This is a genomic window from Allosphingosinicella sp., from assembly GCF_036403745.1.
In the GTDB taxonomy this organism is placed as follows: Bacteria; Pseudomonadota; Alphaproteobacteria; order Sphingomonadales; family Sphingomonadaceae; genus Allosphingosinicella.
Genome location: NZ_DASWQI010000054.1, coordinates 31,797 through 52,943, shown reverse-complemented (window position 1 = coordinate 52,943; position 21,147 = coordinate 31,797). Strand labels below are relative to the sequence as shown.

The 21,147-nt window shown below is 69.8% G+C and carries 25 protein-coding genes and 1 pseudogene; 10 read left to right on the top strand and 16 right to left on the bottom strand.

Annotated elements, in window-relative coordinates:
* Nucleotides 1–244 (bottom strand): magnesium transporter MgtE N-terminal domain-containing protein (locus tag VGC56_RS10285; protein WP_464124810.1); only part of this gene is annotated, 244 nt, incomplete at its 3' end.
* Between VGC56_RS10285 and mgtE the strand changes: the two are divergent.
* Nucleotides 182–1,393 (top strand): annotated as a pseudogene (gene mgtE, locus VGC56_RS10280) (magnesium transporter); the annotation flags it as partial. The gene VGC56_RS10285 and the pseudogene mgtE overlap by 63 nt on opposite strands.
* A 42-nt stretch (nucleotides 1,394–1,435) precedes the next feature.
* Nucleotides 1,436–1,840, top strand: a complete 405-nt coding sequence (locus VGC56_RS10275; protein WP_464124806.1) for a DUF1489 family protein — start codon at nucleotides 1,436–1,438, stop codon at nucleotides 1,838–1,840.
* 1 nt (nucleotide 1,841) lies between these two features.
* Here the strand turns inward: VGC56_RS10275 and VGC56_RS10270 are convergent, their stop codons facing one another.
* The 8 genes from VGC56_RS10270 to VGC56_RS10235 form a co-directional block, all read right to left on the bottom strand.
* Complete coding sequence (locus VGC56_RS10270) at nucleotides 1,842–2,537, bottom strand: GIN domain-containing protein (protein ID WP_464124805.1); 696 nt, start codon at nucleotides 2,535–2,537, stop codon at nucleotides 1,842–1,844.
* A 59-nt stretch (nucleotides 2,538–2,596) separates the two neighbouring features.
* Complete coding sequence (locus VGC56_RS10265) at nucleotides 2,597–3,307, bottom strand: head GIN domain-containing protein (RefSeq protein WP_464124804.1); 711 nt, start codon at nucleotides 3,305–3,307, stop codon at nucleotides 2,597–2,599.
* Nucleotides 3,308–3,607: 300 nt separating this feature from the next.
* A complete protein-coding gene (locus VGC56_RS10260) occupies nucleotides 3,608–4,141 on the bottom strand; it encodes a CarD family transcriptional regulator (protein WP_464124803.1) in 534 nt (177 codons plus the stop codon).
* A gap of 379 nt (nucleotides 4,142–4,520) precedes the next feature.
* On the bottom strand, nucleotides 4,521–4,859 hold the full coding sequence (gene fdxA, locus VGC56_RS10255) for a ferredoxin FdxA (protein ID WP_464124802.1): 339 nt from the start codon (nucleotides 4,857–4,859) through the stop codon (nucleotides 4,521–4,523).
* A gap of 85 nt (nucleotides 4,860–4,944) precedes the next feature.
* Nucleotides 4,945–5,358: a DOPA 4,5-dioxygenase family protein gene (locus VGC56_RS10250; RefSeq protein ID WP_464124801.1), complete on the bottom strand. Its 414-nt coding sequence runs from the start codon at nucleotides 5,356–5,358 to the stop codon at nucleotides 4,945–4,947.
* Entirely contained in the window at nucleotides 5,355–5,480 is a 126-nt protein-coding gene (locus VGC56_RS10245; RefSeq protein ID WP_464124800.1) for a hypothetical protein, read from the bottom strand. Before VGC56_RS10245 ends, VGC56_RS10250 begins: the two co-directional genes overlap by 4 nt.
* A 15-nt stretch (nucleotides 5,481–5,495) precedes the next feature.
* Nucleotides 5,496–6,137, bottom strand: coding sequence for a COQ9 family protein (locus VGC56_RS10240; RefSeq protein WP_464124809.1), 642 nt, complete (start codon nucleotides 6,135–6,137; stop codon nucleotides 5,496–5,498).
* Between the two features lie 29 nt (nucleotides 6,138–6,166).
* Complete coding sequence (locus VGC56_RS10235) at nucleotides 6,167–7,078, bottom strand: DMT family transporter (protein ID WP_464124799.1); 912 nt, start codon at nucleotides 7,076–7,078, stop codon at nucleotides 6,167–6,169.
* 87 nt (nucleotides 7,079–7,165) lie between these two features.
* Here VGC56_RS10235 and VGC56_RS10230 point away from each other — a divergent pair, with 87 nt between their 5' ends.
* Genes VGC56_RS10230 through VGC56_RS10220 form a run of 3 tightly spaced genes read left to right on the top strand, consistent with a single transcriptional unit; the run spans nucleotide 7,166 to nucleotide 9,732 of the window.
* Nucleotides 7,166–8,545 carry a hypothetical protein gene (locus VGC56_RS10230; protein ID WP_464124798.1) on the top strand — a complete coding sequence of 460 codons (1,380 nt, stop codon included), beginning with the start codon at nucleotides 7,166–7,168 and terminating at the stop codon, nucleotides 8,543–8,545.
* 57 nt (nucleotides 8,546–8,602) lie between these two features.
* On the top strand, nucleotides 8,603–8,821 hold the full coding sequence (locus tag VGC56_RS10225) for a hypothetical protein (RefSeq protein WP_464124797.1): 219 nt from the start codon (nucleotides 8,603–8,605) through the stop codon (nucleotides 8,819–8,821).
* A gap of 5 nt (nucleotides 8,822–8,826) precedes the next feature.
* On the top strand, nucleotides 8,827–9,732 hold the full coding sequence (locus VGC56_RS10220) for an SDR family oxidoreductase (RefSeq protein ID WP_464124796.1): 906 nt from the start codon (nucleotides 8,827–8,829) through the stop codon (nucleotides 9,730–9,732).
* A gap of 6 nt (nucleotides 9,733–9,738) precedes the next feature.
* On the opposite strand, the gene VGC56_RS10215 is transcribed toward VGC56_RS10220, so the two are convergent.
* From VGC56_RS10215 to VGC56_RS10195, 5 genes are all read right to left on the bottom strand, one after another.
* Complete coding sequence (locus tag VGC56_RS10215) at nucleotides 9,739–11,340, bottom strand: hypothetical protein (protein ID WP_464124795.1); 1,602 nt, start codon at nucleotides 11,338–11,340, stop codon at nucleotides 9,739–9,741.
* The gene (locus VGC56_RS10210; protein ID WP_464124794.1) at nucleotides 11,337–13,037 is read right to left on the bottom strand and encodes an Hsp70 family protein; all 1,701 of its coding nucleotides are present in this window, start codon (nucleotides 13,035–13,037) and stop codon (nucleotides 11,337–11,339) included. The genes VGC56_RS10215 and VGC56_RS10210 overlap by 4 nt, the downstream gene beginning before the upstream one ends.
* A 208-nt stretch (nucleotides 13,038–13,245) precedes the next feature.
* Nucleotides 13,246–13,587, bottom strand: coding sequence for a hypothetical protein (locus tag VGC56_RS10205; RefSeq protein WP_464124793.1), 342 nt, complete (start codon nucleotides 13,585–13,587; stop codon nucleotides 13,246–13,248).
* Nucleotides 13,588–13,662: 75 nt separating this feature from the next.
* Entirely contained in the window at nucleotides 13,663–14,046 is a 384-nt protein-coding gene (locus VGC56_RS10200; protein ID WP_464124792.1) for a VanZ family protein, read from the bottom strand.
* Nucleotides 14,047–14,133: 87 nt separating this feature from the next.
* Nucleotides 14,134–15,231, bottom strand: a complete 1,098-nt coding sequence (locus tag VGC56_RS10195) for a lycopene cyclase family protein (RefSeq protein WP_464124791.1) — start codon at nucleotides 15,229–15,231, stop codon at nucleotides 14,134–14,136.
* A gap of 164 nt (nucleotides 15,232–15,395) precedes the next feature.
* On the opposite strand from VGC56_RS10195, the gene VGC56_RS10190 reads away from it, so the two are divergent.
* Genes VGC56_RS10190 through VGC56_RS10180 form a run of 3 tightly spaced genes read left to right on the top strand, consistent with a single transcriptional unit; the run spans nucleotide 15,396 to nucleotide 17,843 of the window.
* On the top strand, nucleotides 15,396–16,259 hold the full coding sequence (locus VGC56_RS10190) for a MipA/OmpV family protein (RefSeq protein ID WP_464124790.1): 864 nt from the start codon (nucleotides 15,396–15,398) through the stop codon (nucleotides 16,257–16,259).
* A 41-nt stretch (nucleotides 16,260–16,300) separates the two neighbouring features.
* Nucleotides 16,301–17,374 carry a DNA polymerase IV gene (gene dinB, locus VGC56_RS10185; protein ID WP_464124789.1) on the top strand — a complete coding sequence of 358 codons (1,074 nt, stop codon included), beginning with the start codon at nucleotides 16,301–16,303 and terminating at the stop codon, nucleotides 17,372–17,374.
* Between the two features lie 46 nt (nucleotides 17,375–17,420).
* Nucleotides 17,421–17,843: a hypothetical protein gene (locus VGC56_RS10180; RefSeq protein WP_464124788.1), complete on the top strand. Its 423-nt coding sequence runs from the start codon at nucleotides 17,421–17,423 to the stop codon at nucleotides 17,841–17,843.
* Nucleotides 17,844–18,126: 283 nt separating this feature from the next.
* On the opposite strand, the gene VGC56_RS10175 is transcribed toward VGC56_RS10180, so the two are convergent.
* A complete protein-coding gene (locus VGC56_RS10175; protein ID WP_464124787.1) occupies nucleotides 18,127–19,941 on the bottom strand; it encodes an ABCB family ABC transporter ATP-binding protein/permease in 1,815 nt (604 codons plus the stop codon).
* 91 nt (nucleotides 19,942–20,032) lie between these two features.
* On the opposite strand from VGC56_RS10175, the gene VGC56_RS10170 reads away from it, so the two are divergent.
* Nucleotides 20,033–20,305 carry a hypothetical protein gene (locus tag VGC56_RS10170; protein ID WP_464124786.1) on the top strand — a complete coding sequence of 91 codons (273 nt, stop codon included), beginning with the start codon at nucleotides 20,033–20,035 and terminating at the stop codon, nucleotides 20,303–20,305.
* 33 nt (nucleotides 20,306–20,338) lie between these two features.
* Complete coding sequence (locus tag VGC56_RS10165) at nucleotides 20,339–20,593, top strand: HNH endonuclease (RefSeq protein ID WP_464124808.1); 255 nt, start codon at nucleotides 20,339–20,341, stop codon at nucleotides 20,591–20,593.
* On the opposite strand, the gene VGC56_RS10160 is transcribed toward VGC56_RS10165, so the two are convergent.
* Nucleotides 20,590–21,147, bottom strand: a complete 558-nt coding sequence (locus VGC56_RS10160; protein WP_464124785.1) for a TMEM165/GDT1 family protein — start codon at nucleotides 21,145–21,147, stop codon at nucleotides 20,590–20,592. The genes VGC56_RS10165 and VGC56_RS10160 overlap by 4 nt on opposite strands.

Sequence of the window (21,147 nt, the reverse complement as noted above, 5' to 3'; positions counted from 1 at the left end):
GTTCGGGCACAGCGATCAGGTCGCGCTGCATCAGGCGGCCGGCGGACTCTTCCGGATAGCTCAGCGCCTCTTCGACCGCGGCCCGGTCGTCGGGCTCCATCGCACGGAGAACGGCTCGCTGATCCTCCTCGTCGAGGTCCTCGATCATCGCCACCGCGTCGTCGGTCTCGAGCTGGCCGGCGATATCCGCGACCTGCTGCGGCTCCATCTCGTCGAGCAGGCCCTCGCGGACCCAGTCGTTCATCTCCGCCAGCACGTCCGCGAGGCGCTGCTCGACGCGCTCGAGCCCGAGCAGGTCGCCGATCTCGCCGGGCAGATGGAAACCGACGACGCGGTCGCCATCCTCGAGGACCTCGAGGAGGACGAGCAGCGCGCCGTGCTGCGCGCGATGGAGCCCGACGACCGCGCGGCGATCGAGGAAGCGCTCACTTACCCGGAGGAGTCCGCGGGCCGGCTGATGCAGCGCGACCTGATCGCGGTGCCCGAACATTGGTCCGTCGGCCAGGTCATCGACTATCTGCGCGCCGGCGACGACCTCACCAGCGATTTCTGGGAAGTGTTCGTCGTCGATCCGCAGCACCATCCGGTCGGCACCTGCATGCTGAGCTGGATCCTGCGCGCCCGCCGCAACGTCCGCGTCGCCGACGTGATGAAGCGCGAGCAGACCCTGATCCCGGTCGACATGGACCAGGAGGAAGTGGCGCTGCGCTTCCAGAAATATGCGCTGATCTCGGCCGCGGTGGTCGACCGGTCCGGCCGGCTGGTCGGCATGATCACCGTCGACGACGTCGTCCACATCATCCAGGAGGAAGCCAGCGAGGACATCCTCCGGCTCTCCGGCGCGGGCGAGGGCGACATCAACCAGCCGATCGGCATGACCGTCCGCACGCGGCTGCTGTGGCTCCTGGTCAACCTTCCGACGGCGATGCTCGCGGCCACGGTCGTAGGCCTGTTCGAGGGCGAGATCGCGCGCTTCGCATTGCTCGCCGCCCTCATGGGCATCGTCACCGGCATGGGCGGCAATGCCGGGACCCAGACGCTGGCGGTGATCGTGCGGGCGCTCGCCACCAACCAGCTGACAAGCTCGAACACGATGCGCATGATTGCGCGCGAGTTCCGGATCGCCGGCACCAACGGCCTCGCCCTCGGCCTGCTCATCGGCTGTGGCGCTTACCTGTTCTACGGACGGGCCGACCTCGCCTTGGTCTTCGGCCTCGCCATCCTGATCAACAACCTCGTCGCGGGCCTCGCCGGCATCCTCGTCCCGGTGACCCTGGAAAAGAGCGGGATCGATCCCGCCATCTCCTCGGCGGTGTTCGTGACGATGATGACGGACTGCTTCGGCTTCTTCTCGTTCCTGGGGCTCGCCACCCTGTTCCGGCTGCACGGCTAAACCGTTGATCCGGAGAGAAAGCTGCGGCATCGAGGGACCGCAATGTCCCGCCTCAGCATCTCAAAGGTCGCCGTCGGCTGCGCCAGCCTCGACGCGCTCGAGACCCGCCAGGCCGCCCGTGCCGCCGGGGGCGAGGTGCCGCTCGTCACACGGTTCATGCCCAAGCGCGCCGAAGAGCTGGTCGGCGGCTCGATCTACTGGATCCTGAAGCACCGCATCCAGGCCCGCCAGACCATCCTCGGCTTCACGGCGCGCGAGGAGGACCGCAAGACCATCATCCGCCTCGCGCCCGAACTGGTGCCGGTGCTCCCCGTCCCCCGCCGCGCCCACCAGGGCTGGCGCTATCTGGCGGCGGAGGATTGCCCGGTGGACCTTGGCGGCGTCGGCGGTTCAATGGTCCTACCGGCGAAGCTGCTTGGCGAGCTGACGGCGCTGCTCCTGATCTGACCTAGTGCCCCGCGCAGCGGACTTGGCCGGCGCCGGTGGCGGTGACGGTGCAGGCGGGGGATCCGCCGACCTCGACGTTGCCGGAGCCGCCGGACTTCACCTTGGCCGTCCGCCGCGCGGCGATGGCGATCGTGCCGGCCGTTTCCGCATTGAGCACCAGATCCTCGGCAACGAGGCCTGCGGCGGCGAGGTCCGCGCTGCCCTGGACGGTGGCCCTGACCTGCTTGGCGGCACCCGCGGCGGCGATGCGACCGGAGCCGATCACGCCGACATTCAACACGTCCGCATCGATGCGGCCGATTTCGATCCGGCCGCTGCCGGACAGCGAAACGTCTGCGCGCAGGCCGCGCAGGCGGTCGATCCGGAGCGTGCTGGCGCCGATCACCGTCGCCAGGCGAAGATCTCGGGTCGAGACGGCGATCTTCACCGGCCCCGCATTGCCGCCCGGATAGCCGCCCCAGGCGGAGCGGTTGGGATGGATGCGTAAGAGGCCGCTCTGGACCTCCACCGTCACCCGTTCCAGCGCCGCCTCCGAGCCGATGCCGCGCGCCGCCGATGCGCCGCCGGTGACCAAGGTGACCTCATAGGGGCCCTCGATCTGGACGCGGTCGAAATCGGTGACGGGATAGCTCCGCTCGGCGGCGGCGGCGGGCGCCGCGGCGGTGAGGAGGAGGGCGAAGAGGGCGATCCGGGTCATGGCGCCACCATGCCCGGACAAGGTTAACGCGCCCTCAAGGCCCATCCGCCTCGGGACGCTCAGCCGCAGTGGACGTCGCCGGAGCCCGCCTTGTGGATCTGGCAATTGGTGGTGCCGGCAACGTGGACGTCGCCCGATCCCATGATGGTGATGTCGGCGCTCTGCGTCACGCGGAGCTGGGCGCCGCCGGAGCCCATGATGGAGATGCTGGCGGTGCCGGCCTCCAAGCCGCCGGTGCGCATGTCGCCCGAGCCGGCGGTCGAGAGGTTCGCCTTGCCGACCTTGCCGGCCGCTTTGACGTCGCCGGAGCCTGCGATCGAGAAGCGCGCCTCGCCGACTTCGAGATGATCGACGGCGATGTCGCCCGATCCGGCGATCGACCCCTCGAAGCTGGGCCCGCCGACCTTGTCGATGTGGATGTCGCCGGAGCCGGCGAGCGACGCACCGGCGAGCGACGGCACCGTGACGGTGATGCGGATGCGGCGGTGGTGGCCCCAGCCGAAGCTCCAGCCGGAGCTCTTGCGGCCGATGTTGAGCGAGCCGTTGACGACCTGGATGTCGAGATCGTCCAGCGCCTTCTTGTCGCCCTCGGCATGAACCGAAGGCGCGCCGCCGACCCGGACGACCACTTCGGAGGAGCCGGCGGCATTGATCTTCTGGAAGGCGCCGACCTGAAAGTCGCGCGCGGCCTGCTGGCCGGAGCCCTGCCCGAAGGCGACATTGCAGCCGCCGAGCAGCAGCACCGGCAGCAGGATCATGGCCTTGTGCATCACGTCTCTCCCAAGTGTGTTGGAGAGATAATACAGTGGTTGTAACGGGTGCGCAAGGGGGTGGTGCTAGGGAGGTGCAGGCGCTCCCTCCGTCATCCCGGCCAAAGCCGGGATCTCGTGGGGTGAAGGGCGCCGGCTCGGGTTCCGCGCCTCCTTCGCGTGGAGATCCCGGCTTTCGCCGGGATGACGGGGAGGAGGAATCCTCGCTCTCGGGTCCCCGGCGCGGGGCACGCAACGAAAAGGGCGGCCCCGTTTCCGGGAGCCGCCCTCGTTCAAACCGCCACGCCAAAGGCGAAGGGGTCAGGCCGTCGCCTTTTCCCTATTGTAGATGGCGGCGGCCTTGTTGAGGATCTCGAGAATCTTGACCAGCGCGGTGGGCTCGTCGACCTGCTCCATCGCGGCAAGCTCGCGGGCGAGCCGGCTCGAGGCGGCTTCGAAGATCTGACGCTCCGAGTAGCTCTGCTCGGGCTGGTCGTCGGCGCGGAACAGGTCGCGGGTCACCTCGGCAATCGACACGAGGTCGCCCGAATTGATCTTCGCCTCATATTCCTGGGCGCGGCGCGACCACATGGTGCGCTTCACCTTCGGCTTGCCCTTCAGGCAGGCGAGCGCCTCCTGCATCGTCTTGTCGGACGACAGCTTGCGCATGCCGACGCTCTCGGCCTTGTTGGTCGGGACGCGGAGAGTCATCTTCTCCTTCTCGAACCGCAGGACGTAAAGTTCGAGCTGCATGCCCGCAATGTCGGTGCTCTGGAGTTCGATGACACGGCCGACGCCGTGCTTGGGGTAAACGACATAATCGCCAACGTCGAAGCTCAACGCTTTCGCTGCCATGTAATTTAGACCTTCCTATGGAGTCAGCCGCCCAACGCGCCCGCTCAGCCGCCCCCGATACGGCGTGAGCTGCGGCGATGTGCGGCGAGTCTTCGTGGACCACCTGATGGCGGATGCGCGACGCATCCGCTGCGATGGGTCTCATATAACCGAAAAAGTCCGGAAATGCTACCCTTTCGGATGAAGTGGGGCGTCATGGCGGCAAAAGGGAGTGGGATGGCCCGGACTCACCTCAGCCAAGACTAGTCTTCACCCCGGACTTGATCCGGGGTCCATGAACACGGACGGTTCGAGATTCCACAGGAGGTGTTCATGGACGCCGGACCTAGTCCCGGCTACGTCTGCTCGACCGCTGCGGCCACGGGGAGAGGCTAGGCCCTTAGTCCCCCTGGCCGGGCTCCGCCGAGAAATATTTGTCGAACTTGCCATCCTCGCCCTTGTGCTCGTCGGCATCGGCGGGGGATTCGCGCTTGCGGGTGATGTTCGGCCACTCCGCCGAGTAAGTGGCGTTGACCTCCAGCCACCTTTCGAGGCCGTTCTCGGTGTCGGGCAGGATCGCCTCGGCCGGGCATTCGGGCTCGCAGACGCCGCAGTCGATGCACTCGCTGGGGTTGATGACGAGCATGTTGTCGCCCTCGTAGAAGCAATCGACCGGGCACACTTCCACGCAGTCCATATATTTGCAGCGGATGCAGGCTTCGGTGACGACGTAGGTCATGGGCTTCTCCCTGGGCGCACGATTCCCTAGTCGCCGCTCTCGCCGCTCGTCAACACGCCGCGGCGCGCCGGGCTCCCGCGGGGGGTCAGGGGGCGAGGGTCGGCGCGGTGTTGGGCGCCCCCGCTTCTTCCGCGCCGCCGTCCTCCGGGAGGATCTCGCCGTCGAGCGCCAGCGGCGTGCCGATCCACATCCCGTCGTCGAGATGGTCGCGGCGCATGTTGCGTGTGTTGGGGTGGATCAGCACCGACAGGCCGCCGGCGTTCAGCATCAGCCAGGGCACGAAGCTTGCGAACAGCCCCGTTTCGAACGCGACCTGGTACATGGCGCGGCTGTGCGGGCCGACGGGCCGGTCCCACACGGTCCCGAGGCGGACGGCGAAGCGGTCGGCGATGGCGGCGCGAAGGGCGAGCGCTTGGCTCCGCTCAGAGTCCGCCTCGAAATAGATGTGGGCGTGGTAGCTCGCGATCTCGGCGACGGGCCTGACCGCGACGGCGTTCACTTGATCCAGCTCGCCCAGAAGGCCGAGGCGATCGTCGCGAGGCTGCCCAGCAGCACGAAGATTCCAACGTAGATCGGCCATCGCGGCCTGTCCTGCCTGTGCTCCGGTCTCTGCTCGTCCATATGTCGGCTCCTCGCTCAGACGGCCGGGTAGCGCAGCCGCCCGAGGAAGCGGCTGAGGGAGGGAAGGCGCTCGCGATTGCCGCGCCACTGCGCCTTGGTCTTCTCGAAGCGCATCACCTCGTCGATGCGGCGGTTGAGGAAGGCGCGGGTCAAAGCGAGGTCGTCGCTGTCGTCGTCGAGGAAGACGAGCGTGCTGGCGCCGTAGACGCCCATCAGGATGGCGCGCTTGGAATAATGGTTGAAGTCGGTGGCGCGGTCGCCGGCGAGGCGCCACATCCGGTCGGCGGCGCGCCAGGCCAAGCGGGCGGCGAGCGGCAGATTCTGCGGCTGGGCGAGGATCGCCAGCGCCCGGCGCAGCGCCTCGCGGTCCGGCTTCATCGCCTCGATCCGGTGCATGACGAGGCTGCGGATGCGGTCGCGGATCTTCATCGCCTCGATCCGCTCGAGCGGGAAGGCGAGCGCCATGTCGCGGTCGATCGCGTCGAACCATGCGTCGATCATCTCCGGCGCGCCGCGCGGGAAGCAGAGCCGGGCGCGGGGCGCGGGGACGCCGACCTCAGCCGCCGCTATCGCCAGCGCGGCATCGCTCCAGCCGTCGAACGCCGCATTGGGGGCGATATGGGGCGCGAGGGCGAGGCGGAGCTCGTCCAAAGTCATGTCCTGGGGCGTCGACACCGGCATCGCCCTCACAAATGATCCTCTGGGGGTATGGATGCAAGCGCGGCCTTCCGTTCCGGGAGGCGGATCAGCACCAGGGCGACCCCGATGAGGGCGGCGCCGGCCCAGTCGGCGGGGCTCAGGCGCTCGCCATAGACGAGGCTGCCGATCAGCGCCCCCGCCGCCGGCTGGGCCAGGAGGCCGAGGCCGACCACCACCGGCGAGAGATAGCCGACCGCGTAGACGAGCAGCCCCTGGCCGATCACCTGGCTGCCGAAGGAGAGGATGAGCAGGGGCGTCCAGTCGTCCGGCATGACCTGCTGCCCCAGCAGATTGGCGAAGACCAGGAGGGGGATGGCGCCCGAGGCGGTGGCGACGGCGAGAACCGGCATCGGCGCCATCGTCCGCCGCGCCTTGTCCACGACGACGAGATAGCCGGTGTAGAGCAGGCCGGCGAGGAGAGTGAAGAGGTCGCCGGTGAAGTTCTTGGGCGACATTTCGTAGCTCGATCCCATCAGCAGCCCGGTCCCTGCCGCGGCGCAGGCGAGAGCCAGCGCCTGCACCTTGCGCGGCAGGCGGCGGAGCAGGACGAACCCGTAGATCACCAGGATGAAGCTCGAGGCATTGCCGAACAGGCTGGCGTTGGCGAGCTTGGTCATGCCTATGCCGACATGCCAGGCGGCGAGGTCCGAGGCGAAGAACAGGCCGCCGATGGCGAGGCTGGCGAGCAGCGCGCCCGAGGGCGCCGGCTGCCCCCGCTGCTGGCGCCAGGCGAAAAGGGCGAGGAACGGGATCGCCAGCGCCAGCCGCCAAAAGCCGGAGGCGACCGGCCCGACGTCGGCGAGCCGCACCATCCACGGCCCGACCGCAAGGATTAGGTTGCCGATGATCAGGGCGGGAAAGGCGAAGCGGCCGGAGGTGCTGGGGGAGACGGCGGACATGGCCGCGCCCGTGCGGGAGGCACGGTCCCTCGTCAAGCGAGGCATGCGGCTGGACGCCGCCGCCTCGAGCCCCCATCTGGCGCGCTTATGAGTTTCGCTTTCCTTGCCGCCCTCGCGGCCGTCGCACAGCACCAGGACCATGGCGGCATGCAGATGCCCATGCCGCCCCCGGCGCCTGCCCAGCCGGCGCCTGCGACCACCGCCCCGCCTGCCCCTCCCGCGCCCGCGACCCCCGCTCCGTCTGCCCCTCCGGTCGCACCAGACCATCGCGGCATGGACATGGCCGGCATGGACCATGGCGCCGGGGCGCAGCCGATGCCCGCCGCGCTCGGGTCTTACCCCATGACGCGCGAGGCCTCGGGAACGGCGTGGCAGCCGGACGTGTCGGAGCACCAGGGCCTCCACGTCATGACCGGCCGCTGGATGCTGATGGCTCACGCCGTGCTGAACGGCGTCTGGGACCGCCAGGAGGGGCCGCGCGGGGACGACAAGGTCTTCGTCTCCGGCATGGCGATGGGTTCGGCGCGGCGCGTGCTGGGGCCCGGCACCATCCAGTTCCGGGCCATGCTGAGCCCCGACCCGCTGATGGGCGCGCGCGGCTATCCGCTGCTGCTCGCCTCGGGGGAAACGGCGAACGGCGTCACCCCGCTGATCGACCGGCAGCATCCGCACGATTCTTTCATGGAGCTGTCGGCGAGCTATTCCGTCGCGCTTTCCGATCGAGCCAGCGCCTTCGTCTACGGAGGGCTCCCCGGCGAGCCTGCCTTCGGGCCGCCGGCCTTCATGCACCGCCTCTCGATCCTCGATTCGCCCGAAGCGCCGATCAGCCATCACTGGCTCGATTCGACCCACATCAGTTTCGGCGTCGTCACCGGCGGCCTCGTGCTCGGAAACGTGAAGGTCGAAGGCTCCCGCTTCAACGGCCGGGAGCCCGACCAGCATCGCTGGAACATCGAGACCGGGCCGCTCGACTCCACCGCCCTGCGCGTCTCCTGGAACCCCGCCCCCACTCTTTCCCTGCAGGCAAGCTGGGGGCATTTCGTCAGCCCGGAGCAGCTGGAGCCGGGCGCGAACCAGGAGCGCTGGTCCGCCAGCGCGATCTACACACACCCGCTCGCCAACGGCTGGTGGTCGACCACCCTCGCCTGGGGCCGCCGCACGTCGGAAGGCCGCAGCCTCGACGCCTATGTCCTCGAAAGCGCCGTCCGGCAGGGCCTGTGGACCCTCTTCGCCCGCGCCGAGCGGACGGACAATGACGAGCTCGTCCCGGCCCTCGGCCATCACGGCCCGGCCTACACCGTCGGCAAGGCCTCGATCGGCGCCGTCCGCGATTTCCGGGTCGCGCCGCACCTTGCCCTCGGCCTCGGCGGCCTCGCCGCGCTGAACTTCGTGCCGCGGCCGCTCGATGCCTCCTACGGCGGCGGCGCCAAGGGGTTCATGGCGTTCGTCCGCCTGAAGCTGGACTGAGGAACCGCCGCCGCGCGGGAGCGGTTGAAGCCTCGAATACGCGACACGAGGCCCATCATGAGCAAGAACCAGCACAATCCCGATACGGACGATCGTCCGCTCAACCAGAACAACCAGATGTCCGACGATCCGCGCGACGGCAGCCGCAACTCCTCCACCCTCGGCCGCGACGGCGGCGCAACGGCGGCGGAGAAGAAGCCGAAGCACGACCGCCAGGACCAGTCCGCCATCGAAGCCTTCGGCCAGGAAGGCGCCGGCATCGCCCCTAAGGAGTGAGCGAGATGAGCGACACCGACACCCGCACCGACGCCCCCGCCCCGGAAGCACAGGTCGACGGCGATCCGCTGATCACCCAGGTCCATCTCGACGACCAGCCCGGCCACGAATCGCAGCTCGAGCCGAAGCCCGAATGGGCGCCGCGCTACCCCGGCTCGGGCCGCCTCCAGGGCAAGGTCGCTCTGATCACCGGCGCCGACAGCGGCATCGGCCGCGCCGTCGCCGCCCTCTTCGCGCGCGAAGGGGCGGACGTCGCCATCCTCTACCTTTGCGAGCATGACGACGCCCGCAAGACGCAGGAGATCGTCGAGGCCGAGGGCCGCCGCGCCATCGCCATCGCAGGCGACGTCGGCGACAAAGCGTTCTGCGAGCGCGCGGTCGAGGAGGCGGTTCAGCGGCTTGGGGGGCTCAACGTGCTCGTCAACAACGCCGGCGAGCAGCATTGGGCGAAGGAGATCGGCGACATTTCCGAGGAGCAGCTCCGCCGCACCTTCCAGACCAACTTCTTCGGCTATTTCTTCATGGTCCAGGCCGCCCGCCCGCACCTCAAGAAAGGCGATGCGATCGTCAACACGACGTCGGTGACCATGTACCAGGGCGCCGGCATCCTCCTCGATTACGCCTCGACCAAGGGCGCCATCACCGCCTTCACCCGCTCCCTCTCCGAAAATCTGATCGAAGACGGCATCCGCGTGAACGCCGTGGCGCCGGGTCCGATCTGGACGCCGCTCAACCCGTCCGGCGGCCAGCCCAAGGAGAAGCTGCCGGACTTCGGCAAGGACGTCTCGATGGGCCGCCCAGGCCAACCGAACGAGGTCGCGCCGTCCTTCCTGTTCCTGGCGTGCGAGGATTCGAGCTACATGTCCGGCCAGGTCCTCCACCCGAACGGCGGCGAGGTGGTGAACGGCTGAAGGGGCTCAGAGCCCTTTCGACATTGCCTTGATCGTCTTGGCGTTGGCCCGCGGCGCGGCGAGCACGGCGTCGAGCACCGCGATGCGGGCGGCGCAGCGCTCCTCCGCGCCGCCCTTGCCGACGATCGCCGCGCGGAAGGCGGCAAGGGAGAGGCCGGAGCGGCTCCGCGCCGCCGTCACGACCGGGGCGGACAGCATGTAGCGGATGGTGGACGGCCCCGGCGGGGCCTCGGTGGTTGCCGAGAGCATGGCGTCGGCGCGTAAGTGCGTGTCGCGGGCGTAGAGGTCTTCCGGAAACTTGGGGTGGGAGCCGCCAGCCTCATAGTCGCCGCAGGCGACCGGCGAGCGCGTTCGCAGCCAGCGCAATTTGTCGGCCTCCAGCGCCCAGTAGCGCGTCTGCAATTCCATCGTGCCGGTGCTCAGCCCCGCGCGCATGCGGGAGAGGAGGAAGTCCCGCTCGCGCTCGCGCAGCCCGTCGCTGTCGTCGCCGCGCGCCCTGGCGTCGGACCAGTCGGCGCGCAGGCGGTCCGCCAGATTGGGATTGTCCCGCTCCACCTCTTCGAAGGTCATGCCGGGAACCACCGCCTGGATCGCCGGGCGCAGGTCCGCGGCAGGGTCCGAATAAGCGGCGGGATAGGGCATCGTCACGGGCGCGGGATCGTGGGTGCCGAAGACCGGCGTCAGGATCCTCAGCGCGAGGAAGGCGATCCACAGCAGGCTGATGCCGCCGGCAATCGGCCAGCCGCGATTGTGGCGCTCTTCCCACAACGCGACACGGTAGGGGTCGAGCGACTGCTCCGCCGTCGGCGCCTGGGTGCGGATGTGGCCGAGGAGGGCACGGACCGTGCTCGACAGTGTGAATCGTTCGAGACCCAGCTTCGGCTTGCCGGATTCCAGATCGCGCCAGGCCTTGTGATAGGGATGGCTCGGGCTCTGCACCTGGTCGATGAAGCGCAGCGCCCCGAGCCGCTGGACGATGGCGACGATTTCGGCCGGCTGGTCATATTCGGTCCACCGCTCCTCCCAGTGGAAAGCGGCGGCGAGCGGCACAAGCATCGGGTCCGAGCGCGGAATGGCGGCGGCGGCGGTGCCCGCGAGCCACCGCTCGATGCCCGCCGCAGCGTCGATCTGCTCGAGGATCGGATCCGCGAGAATTTCCTCCGTCAATTGGAACAGGCGGTCCGGCGCGTCGGCGGCATCGCCTTCCTCGGAGAAGAGCAGCCGTTCGACCTCCTGGAAACGGCCGGCGCGTTCGGCGGCCTCCTCATCCACGGCTGAGTCGGGGAGCGGCTCCGGCAGAGGTAAAGGCGCCGACGCGTCGAGCATGTCGAAGTCGTCCCAGTCGGAGTCCGGCGTCCATTCCTCTCCCGCGCCGCCCTTATGGGCGACAGGTTCGGCTGGGGTCTCGTCGGCCTCTCCACCGCCCGACGCCGCGGCGTAAGCGGCGTGGGCGAGGGCGGCGTCGCGGGCGGCGCGCAGGGCGGCGAACGCCTGGGCATCGCCGTCGGCATCGGTGGCGCGGAGCTTATCGGCGTAGGCGCGGCGGATGACGCCGACATCGTCGGTCGGCTCGATGCCCAGCCGCTGCCAGATGGTGTGGCCCCTCACAGGAAGCGCTCGCCTTCGATCTCGTCGAGGGCGCGCTCCAATTCGGCGCGATAGGTTTCGATGCCGCGCGGGTCCTGGCGCTGGAGGACGGTCTCGAAACTGTCGATCAGCCGCCCGACGAAATCGCGCCGGTCGCCGAGCAAAGATTCGTAGCAGCGCTCGGCGCGGGCGAGGGCGGCGGCGTTCGGGGCCGCCTCGCGCGGGTGGACTTTGAGCGCGGCGAGCACCTCGCGCCGATTCGCGACGTCGGCGTCGGACGGGGCATCCTTGTCGTCGCAGATCAGCAGCTGCTTGGCGACGCCGGTCGAGGGGATGGTGACGTCGACCTCGAGCAAGCCGCTGACATCGTAGCTGAAGCGGCAATCGACCTGCACCTCGCCCGCCGGGCGCGGCGGCACCGGCACGGTCATTTCGCCGAGCTTCACATTCCCCGCCACGTGCCGCGCCTCGCCCTGGTAGATGCCGAAGCGGACGCGGCGCTGGTTGTCGGCCATGGTCGAGAAGCTGTGGATGCGGCTGGCGGGAATGACCGTGTTGCGCTCGATGATCGGCGCGAACAGGCCGGTGTGGAGAACGCCGAACTGGTCGCGCTCGGCGACATCGACGCCCAGCGTGAAGGGGCAGACGTCGGTGAGGCGGATCTCGTCGAGCGCGGCGTCGCGCATCTTCAGCCCCGCCTGGATCGCGGCGCCCAGCGCAACGGCATGGTCGGGGTGGACGGTCCCGGCCGGGAAGCGGCCGAACATGCGGGTGACGGCGCGGCGGACGACCGGCATGCGGGTGGCGCCGCCGACAAGGACGATCTCGCTCAGATCCTCGCTGCGGATGCCGCTGTCGCGCAGCGAGCGCAGGACAGGATCGCGGAGGCGCGCGACCAGCGGCGCGGCGGCCTCCTCGAACTCAGCGGCACTGATTTCGAGCCGGTGTTCTTCGCCTTCCCAGACGAAGGCGAGATCGGCGGCGCCGGCGTCGCTGAGGGCGCGGCGGGTGCGCTCGGCCGCCGCGCGCATCACCTCGCGCAGGCGGCTGTCGCTGCCCTTTTCGGCGACGGCCGGGAGGCGGCGGCGGACCAGCTCCACCAAGGCGTCGTTGAAATCCTCGCCGCCGAGCCGGTTGTCGCCGGCCGAAGCGCGGACCTCGACGATGCCCGAGAAAATCTCGACGATCGACACGTCGAAGGTGCCGCCGCCGAGGTCGAAGACCAGGAAGGGGTGCTTGTCCTCGCGCTCGTGGATGCCGTGGGCGAGGGCGGCGGCGGTCGGCTCGTTGATCAGCCGCTCCACCCGCAGCCCGGCAAGCTCGCCGGCACGGCGGGTCGCCTTGCGCTGGCGGTCGTTGAAGTAAGCGGGGACGGTGACGATCGCCGCTTCGACCTTCTCGCCCAGCCACGCCTCGGCATCGGCGACGAGGCTGCGCAGGACGAGGGCGGAGAGATCCTCGGCCGAGAAGCTCTTGCGGCCGAGCTGGACCTTCTTCTGGGTGCCCATCAGCCGCTTGAAGGCGGTGGCGGTGCGGTCGGGGTGGGTGGGCTGCCTGTCGCGCGCCGCCGCGCCGACCAGCAGGCGGCCGTCGTCGGCGAGGCTGACGGCGGAGGGGGTCAGGAGATCGCCGAGGCTGTTGGGAATCAGCACCGCTTCGCCGTCGCGCCAGATTGCGACGGCGCTGTTCGTCGTGCCGAGATCGATCCCCACCATCATACTTGGTCGCCCCTGTCGTGGGAGACTTTGTAACGCGGCTTAGCCGGTGGGAAAGAGGCGATTTTACGGGGCCTGCTGTGCCCCCAGCGCCGGAGCGTCAGCGCGAAGGCCGCCGCTCCGCCGCGGATGCGGCGGGAGCGACGGCCTTGCAATGGCCCATGGGACCGGGACCCCCGCCCTCAGGCGCGGGGTCCCAGGTGCCGTCGCGTCAGCGGCAGACGCGGACGCGGCGATGGTGGCGGTAGATCACCCGGCAATGGTTGCCGCGGCCGTTGCGCCAGCCATAATGATGGCCGCGGTTCCAGCCGGCGGCGTGGCCCCGGCCCCAGCGGCCCCGGTCGCCGCGCATGCCGTGGCCGTCGCGCATGCCGTGATCGCCATGCCGCGCGCCGCGGTCGCCATGATGCTCGCGCCCGTCGGGCCCGCCGCCATGCCCGCCGCGGTCGCCATGTTCGCCGTGCCGGTCGCCCTGGGGCGGCTGCGCGGAGGCGGTGCCTGCGGCCAGCCCGATGACGAGAAGGGCGGCGGCGGCAAGGGTTGGAATCTTCATATGTCTCTCCTGATGCAGGTTAAGTACGCTCCTGCTGAGGAGCGGAACCGTTGCGGAGGCGGAAGGTTCCGAAGACTAAAGGCCGGCGCGGCGACCACCCGCGCGCCGCACCGCCCACGCGATGGCGAGGACGACGCTCAGCGAGACGGTATCGGCGACCCAGTCCATGATGTCGCAATCGCGGTGGAGGGCGGGAATGGCCTGCACGATCTCGATAATGGCGCCGAAATAGGAGAGGGCGAGCCCGATGGCGGCATAGCGGCGCTCCGGCCACGCCAGCGCGGCGAGGGTGGCGAGGGAGGCGAAGGCGGCTATGTGCTCGACCTTGTCGCCCGGCGCGCCGGGGATTTCCGGCGGGTGCGGGTTGATCGCCATCGCAAAGGCAAAGGCGGCGGCGGCCCAGAAGAAGAGGCGCAGCCCGCGGCGGTGGCGGGCGAGGAAGGCGGCGGGTGCGCTCATGCGCTCGGCCCGCCGGAGCAGGCGGATTGGCGGGATGTCATCGCCGGACCCTGGCGGGTCGCGGTGCGCTGCGCAATGGCGGGGCGGTCAGGCGGCGAGGAGGCGGCGGCGCTCGAGCAGGCCGAGCCGCTCCTCGAAGAAGCGGCCGACGGTCGCAGCCTCGCTGCGGTAGAGCGCTTCGACGGCCTCGCAGCCGCCGCCCTCGACGAGACGGCGGGCGAAGGCGCGGTGGAAGTCGCGCCGCCGCCACAGCGCCGCCGCTTCGTCTTCGAACGCGTCGTGGAGCGCGGCGCCGGTGAAGTCGCGGCGGGCGGCGAGCGCGACCGCGGTGGCCGCGGCGTCCGCGGCATGCGAGCCGATGCCCAGGCCGAAGAAGCCGCCGCGGGCGCCGAGCTTGGCGACGCGGGCGCCGCCGATCCGCCAATAGCCGGCGAAGTCGCCGCCGAGTGGGACGGCGGTCGAGAAATTGTCCTCCGCCTCGGTCTCGGCGGCGGACCAGCCGCGGGCGGCGAGCCAGGCGTCGATGGAAGCGCTGCCCTCCGCGGCGTTGGTCTCGACCGCGCGGGCGTAGCGCACGTGCTCGACGACGAGGCGCTGCGGATCGAGCGGTACGCAGGTGAAGAGGGCGCAGCCGGCGGCGCTGCCGAGGCTGGTGTCGGCGGCAACGGGCAGATCGAGCCGGTGCGGCGCGGCGAAGCGCAAGGTGCGGCTGACGCCATGGCGCCAGCCGAGCTCCAGCGTCGTCTGGTGCGCCCAGCCGCGCGCATCGAGGACGCCGATGCCGCCGAGCACGTCGCCGCCGGCGATGAGGATATTGTCGTCGCGCACGGCGACGATCTTTGTGTCGAGCCGGAGTTGCTCGGGCCGCAGCGCCTCGCGCAGCGCCGCGTCGATCGCGCTTGCTTCGATCGCATGGCAGCGCAGCTTGAGCTTGCGGGGACGGCCGGGGAGGAGCGCGTAAAAGGCGTCCCAGCTGTGGCTGGCGAGCGGCGCCAGCAGGTTGCGCTCCGCCTCGCCGAGCGCGGCGTCGAGGACGAGGAAGGTGCCGCGGCCGCCCAGCATATCCCCCTCCGCGACGAGCAGCATCGGCACGTCGGGCCGCAGCCGCGCCATGGCGAGCGCGGCGAGGCTGCCGGCGAGGCCGCCGCCGGCGATGAGCAGTCCGTGATTGCGCCCCTTCGGCATGGCGGCTTCTCTAGCCCCGTGCGGCGGGCGAGGCCATAAGCGGCGCGCAAGCGCTCGGAAGAGCCCCATTTCGGCACCCTTTTCAACGGGTTTCGTAACGGAGGCGGAACCCTTGCCGGCCCCCGCGGCTTTAGCGGCAGCAATCGAAACTGGTCTGGTGCCCCATGAAAGCCGTTCACGCCGCGGCCGCCGCGCTCGCCGTCCTCGCCGCCGCGCCGGCCGCCGCCCAGAGCGCGACCGACGCCGGTCCCGCGCCTGTGGACGATGGCGCGCAATATCGCCGCAACACCGTGACGGTGGCGCTCGGGGGCGCGTGGCTGCCGGATTACGAAGGTTCGAACGATTATGCGCTGACGCCGATCGGGTTCACCTTCGGCCGGCTCGGCGGCCACGCCTTCGGCACGCGCGGCACGTCGCTTTACTTCAGCCTGCTGGCGAACGACCCGCGCGCGTCGCTGGATGTCGACTTCGGACCGGTCGCGAACCTCCGGCTCGACCGCAGCCGAGAGATCGATGACCGACGGGTGGCGGCGCTCGGCAAGATCGGGCCGGCGGTGGAGCTGGGCGGCTTCGTCGGCGTGACCAAGAACCGAGTGCTGCACGCGTATGACAGCCTCGGCGTCCGCGTCGCGGTGACGCAGGATGTCACCGACACCCACGACAGCATGATCGTCGCGCCGTCCGTCGATTACACGACGCCGCTGTCGCTGCGCACCGCGCTCAACCTTTCGTTCAACGCCGAGCATGTCGCGCGCCGCTATGCCCAGACCTATTTCGGAGTCGATGCGGCGGGGTCGCTGCGCAGCGGCCTTCCCGTCTATGCCGGGCGGGGCGGGTGGAAGAATTGGCGGGCGACGATGCTGCTCGCGCAGGTGCTGACAGGGGATCTGCGGAAACCCCGGCTCTCGGCCTATTTAGGCCTCAGCTACTCGCGGGAGCTCGGCGCGTTCGCACGCAGCCCGGTGGTGGCGATCGCCGGCAATGCCAACCAATATGTCGCGACCGGCGGCCTCGCCTACACCTTCTGATTTCCCTTCCGCCGCAGCGCCCGGCGGGTTAAGAACAACGTGTGAACGCGGTGCGCAAGATCATCCACGTCGACATGGACGCTTTCTACGCGTCGGTGGAGCAGCGGGACAATCCTGCGCTCAGGGGCAAGCCGCTCGCCGTGGGCGGCGGCGTGCGCGGCGTCGTGGCGGCGGCGAGTTATGAAGCGCGCATATTCGGCGTGCGGTCGGCGATGCCGGCGGTGACGGCGAAGCGGCGCTGCCCGGAGCTGATCTTCGTCAAGCCGCGTTTCGACGCCTATCGCGCCGTCAGCCAGCAGATCCGCGCCATCTTCCTCGACTACACGCCGCACGTCGAGCCGCTGTCGCTCGACGAGGCCTATCTCGACGTCACCGAGGATCTGAAGGGGATCGGCGTCGCGACGACGATCGCCGAGGAGATACGGGCGCGGATTCGCGCCGAGACCGGCCTCACCGCGTCGGCGGGCGTCTCGTACAACAAGTTCATCGCCAAGCTCGCCTCCGACCAGAACAAGCCGGACGGCCTCTGCGTGGTGACCCCGGCGCGGGGGCCCGCCTTCGTCGAGGCGCTGCCGGTGGCGCGCTTCCACGGCGTCGGGCCGAAGACGGCGGAGAAGATGGCGCGGCTCGGCATCGAGACGGGGGCGGATTTGAAGGCGCGCAGCCTCGAATTCCTCGCCGCCCATTTCGGCAGCTCCGCGCTCTACTATCACGACCTCGCCCGCGGCATCTGCCACCGGCAGGTGAAGGCGGACCGGCCGTACAAATCGGTGAGCGCCGAGGACACGTTCCTGACCGACCTCGCCGAACCGGAGGCGCTGCTCGCCGAGCTGGAGCGGATCGGCCGGCACGTGTGGACGCGCATTGAGGCGAAGCAATTGTCGGGGCGGACGGTGAACCTCAAGGTCAAATATGGCGACTTCCAGATCGTCACCCGCGCCAAGTCCCTCGACCGGCCGGTAAGCGGGGTGGCGGAGTTCCTGGAGATGGGCGCGGGCCTGCTGCGCTCGCTGCTCCCGCCGGTGAAGGCGATCCGGCTGCTCGGGCTGGGCCTCTCCGGCCTCGGCGAAGCGGAGCGGCCCCGCGACGAACGCGAGCTGGCGCTGCCACTTTGACATGGTTGAACGGGTGGGAGCGCCGGCGCGGCTGAACGAGCATTTCATGGACCGGCTCCTGGTCGACTGCCCCGCCTGCGGGGGGCTTGCCGTCATCGTGGCGGAGGAGGATGCCGGGACAGAGGCGATCGGCTGGGGCAGCGCCCGTCACCATGCGCCGCGCCGGCTGACCTGCACCGCCTGCTTCCACCAGCGGCGCGCCGCCCGGCAGGCGCTGGCCGATCCCACGATGGGCCTCCCGCTTCGCCTGCGCGGCGAAACGCGCCATGGCACCCTCTTCGCGATCAACGAGGCGCATCTCGGCTACATCGAAGACTATGTCCGCGATCCGCTTCGCCGCGAGACGGTGGAGCCCGGCGGGATCCGCAACCGGTCCGTCGCGTCGCGCCTGCCGCGGTGGGTGAAGGCGGCCAAGCATCGCGACGAAGTGCTGAAGCTCATCGAGCGCATGCGGGCGCGGCTCCGCTAGGCGGATCGACAATCGGTTTTGGTTGAGGAGCTCCCTCCTACCTCCCCATCGCCAGATGGGGAGGGGGACCAGCGAAGCTGGTGGAGGGGTAGCTGCCGCGGGATCAGAGTTTCCGGCGCGAGACGGCGACGGCAGCGTCCGCTCACCCCTCCACCACCCTTCGGGTGGTCCCCCTCTCCACCGCTGTGCGGCAGGGAGGCAGAGGGCCCCCGCGGGCCCTTCACCTGAGCGTGTCTCGATACCGCCGGGAGCCGTACCACTGCCTAGAGACGCAGGAGCCAGCTCACTCCGCCGCCTCGGCTTGGGCCTCCGCTTCGGCTTGCTGGCGGGTCCACATTTCGGCGTAGAGGCCGTTCCTGCGCAGGAGCTGCGCGTGGGTGCCGCGTTCGGCGACGCGGCCTTCGTCCAGAACGACGATCTGGTCGGCGTCGACCACGGTCGAGAGGCGGTGGGCGATGACGATGGCTGTGCGGCGCGAGGAGACTTGGCGCAAAGTCTCCTGGATCGCGGCTTCGGTGCGGCTGTCGAGGGCCGAGGTGGCCTCGTCGAAGATCAAAAGCGGCGGGTTCTTCAAGAGCGTGCGGGCGATAGCCACGCGCTGCTTCTCGCCCCCCGACAGTTTGAGGCCGCGCTCGCCGACCATCGCGCCATAGCCGTCGGGGAGGCTGAGGATGAAATCGTGGATCGCCGCGCCGCGCGCCGCGCCTTCCACGTCGTCCTGCGTCGAGCCGTTCTTGCCGTAGCCGATATTGTAGCCGATCGTGTCGTTGAACAGCACCGTGTCCTGCGGGACGATGCCGATCGCGGCGCGCAGGCTTGCCTGCGTCACATGGGCGATGTCCTGCCCGTCGATGCTGATCCGGCCCGAGGTCGGATCGTAGAAGCGGAACAGGAGGCGCGACAAGGTCGACTTGCCGGCGCCCGAGGGGCCGACGATGGCGAGGGTGGTGCCGGCGGGAACCTCGAAGGAGACGCCCTTAAGGATCTCGCGCTCGGGATCGTAGGCGAAGTGGACGTCCTCGAACCGGACGCTGGCCGCGCCGACGCGGAGCGGGACGGCGTCGGGCGCGTCGGTCACTTCGGCGGGCGTGTCGACGAGGGTGAACATCGCCTCCATGTCGATCAGGCCCTGGCGGATAGTGCGGTAGACCCAGCCGAGCATGTCCAGCGGCCGGAAGAGCTGGGCGAGGAAGGTGTTGACGAACACCACGTCGCCGGTGGTGAACCTGCCCCGGCTCCAGCCCCAGACGGTGTAGCCCATCGCGCCCGCCATCATCAAATTGGTGATGAGCGACTGGCCGATGTTGAGCCAGGCGAGCGACACCTCGTTGCGCACCGCGGCGTCGGCGAAGGTGCGCATGGCGGTGCCGTAGCGGGCGGCCTCGCGGTCCTCCGCGTTGAAATATTTCACCGTCTCGTAGTTGAGGAGCGAATCGACGGCGCGGGCGATCGCCTGGTTGTCCACCTCGTTCATCTTGCGCTGAAGGTGGGTGCGCCATTCGGTGACGACCCGCGTGAAGGCGATGTACGCGACGACCATCGCCAAAGTCGCGGCGACGATGCCGGCCCCGAACTTGACGCCGAAGATGATGCAGACGGCGGCGAGCTCGATCACCGTCGGCGCGATGTTGAAGAGGAGGAAATAGAGCATCATGTCGATGCTCTTGGTGCCGCGCTCGACGATCTTGGTGAGCGCGCCGGTGCGCCGCTCGAGGTGGAAGCGCAGCGACAGCTCGTGGATGTGGCGGAACACCGTCTCGGCGAGGCGGCGGGCGGCGTCCTGGCCGACCCGCTCGAAGATCGCGTTGCGCAGGTTCTCGAAGAGGACGCCGGCGAAGCGCGCGCCGGCATAGGCGACGACCAATGCGATCGCGAGGCCCGCGGCGGGGGTGACGCCGTGCGACATCCGGTCGATCGCGCTCTTGTAGGCGAACGGCATGACGAGCGTCGCCGCCTTGGCCGTGAACACCAACAAGACGGCGATCACGACGCGCGCCCTCAGCGCCGGCGCGTTGGCCGGCCAGAGGTAGGGCAGGAAGCGCCGCAGCGCCTTCCAGCCGCCGCCCTTCTTCCGCTCGTCATTTTCGAGGACTCGCATCGCCTCCCCATTTAGGCATGCGCGGGCCATTCCCCAAGAAACGCAGGCGAAACATTTGGAACAGGGCGGCTTGACATAGGTTTAGCAGCCCATGGGACCGGGCATCTTCCTCATCGCGATCATGGGCTGCAGCGACGGCGACGGGCCGTGCCGCACCGTGCGCACCCTCGACACGCCGTATCAGAGCCAGGCGGCCTGCACCGCGGCGACGACCGAAGCGCTTTCGAAGAGCACCGACGTCGAGGCGCCGGTGGTGGTCGCGCAATGCGTCGCGGCGGGGACGAAAGCCAGCCTCCGCACCGTCGACGTGAAGCTGCCGGGCGCCGGGCGTGCCAATCTGCGCGTGAGCCCGCTGAGGAGCTGAGCCTCGGCGCGCGGCGATCCGCTAACCTGTTTTCTGTGCGGGCGTCCGATCGGCCATCGCGTCGAGTGGCACCATCCTGTCCCGAAGAGCCGGGGCGGTCGCGAGACGGTGCCTATCCATCCGATCTGCCACCGCGTAATTCACCGTACCCTGACCAACAAGGAGCTGGAGCGAGGGTTCGCCACGGCGGAGGCGCTGCGCGCCCAGCCGGAGCTCGCGCGCTTCATCGCCTGGGTGGCGGATAAACCGCCCGACTTCCACGCCCCGACGCGGCGGCCGAAGCGCTAGACGAGGTGGAGGGCGTTCACGAGGACGACACCGCCTGCGATCAGGAAGACGGGGCCGAAGACGAGGCGGAGCGGCTTCAAAGGCGCGGCGCGGGTGAAGGCCGCGCCTCCGACGGCGGCGGGCATCGTCACCGCCAGGGTGCCCACGAAGGCGCCGGCGGCGACCAGCGGGACGTTGCCGTAATAGGCGGCCAGGGCGGCGACGAGATATTGGGTCTTGTCGCCCCATCCGGCGGCGAACAGCGACACGAGGGACGTGAGAAACGCGCCGGCGCGTTGGGTGGGCTGCTTCGCCCGCTCGCCGATCAGGCCGGCGACGCCGGCAAAGGCCAAGGCCACGGCGAGGAGCAGGGCGGCGGCGTGGGCGCTGATCTCGAGGCGGAGCAGCGACCCTCCGACGGCGGACGCGATGCTGTTGGCCGCGACGGCGAGGGTCAGGGCCGGGAGCAGGACGCGGCCGCGGTATCTCTCCGCCAGCATCGCCGCGACGGCCTGCGTCTTGTCGGCCCAGCCGCCGAGGAGGGCGGCGGCGAAGGCGGTGAGGAGCGGCTCCAA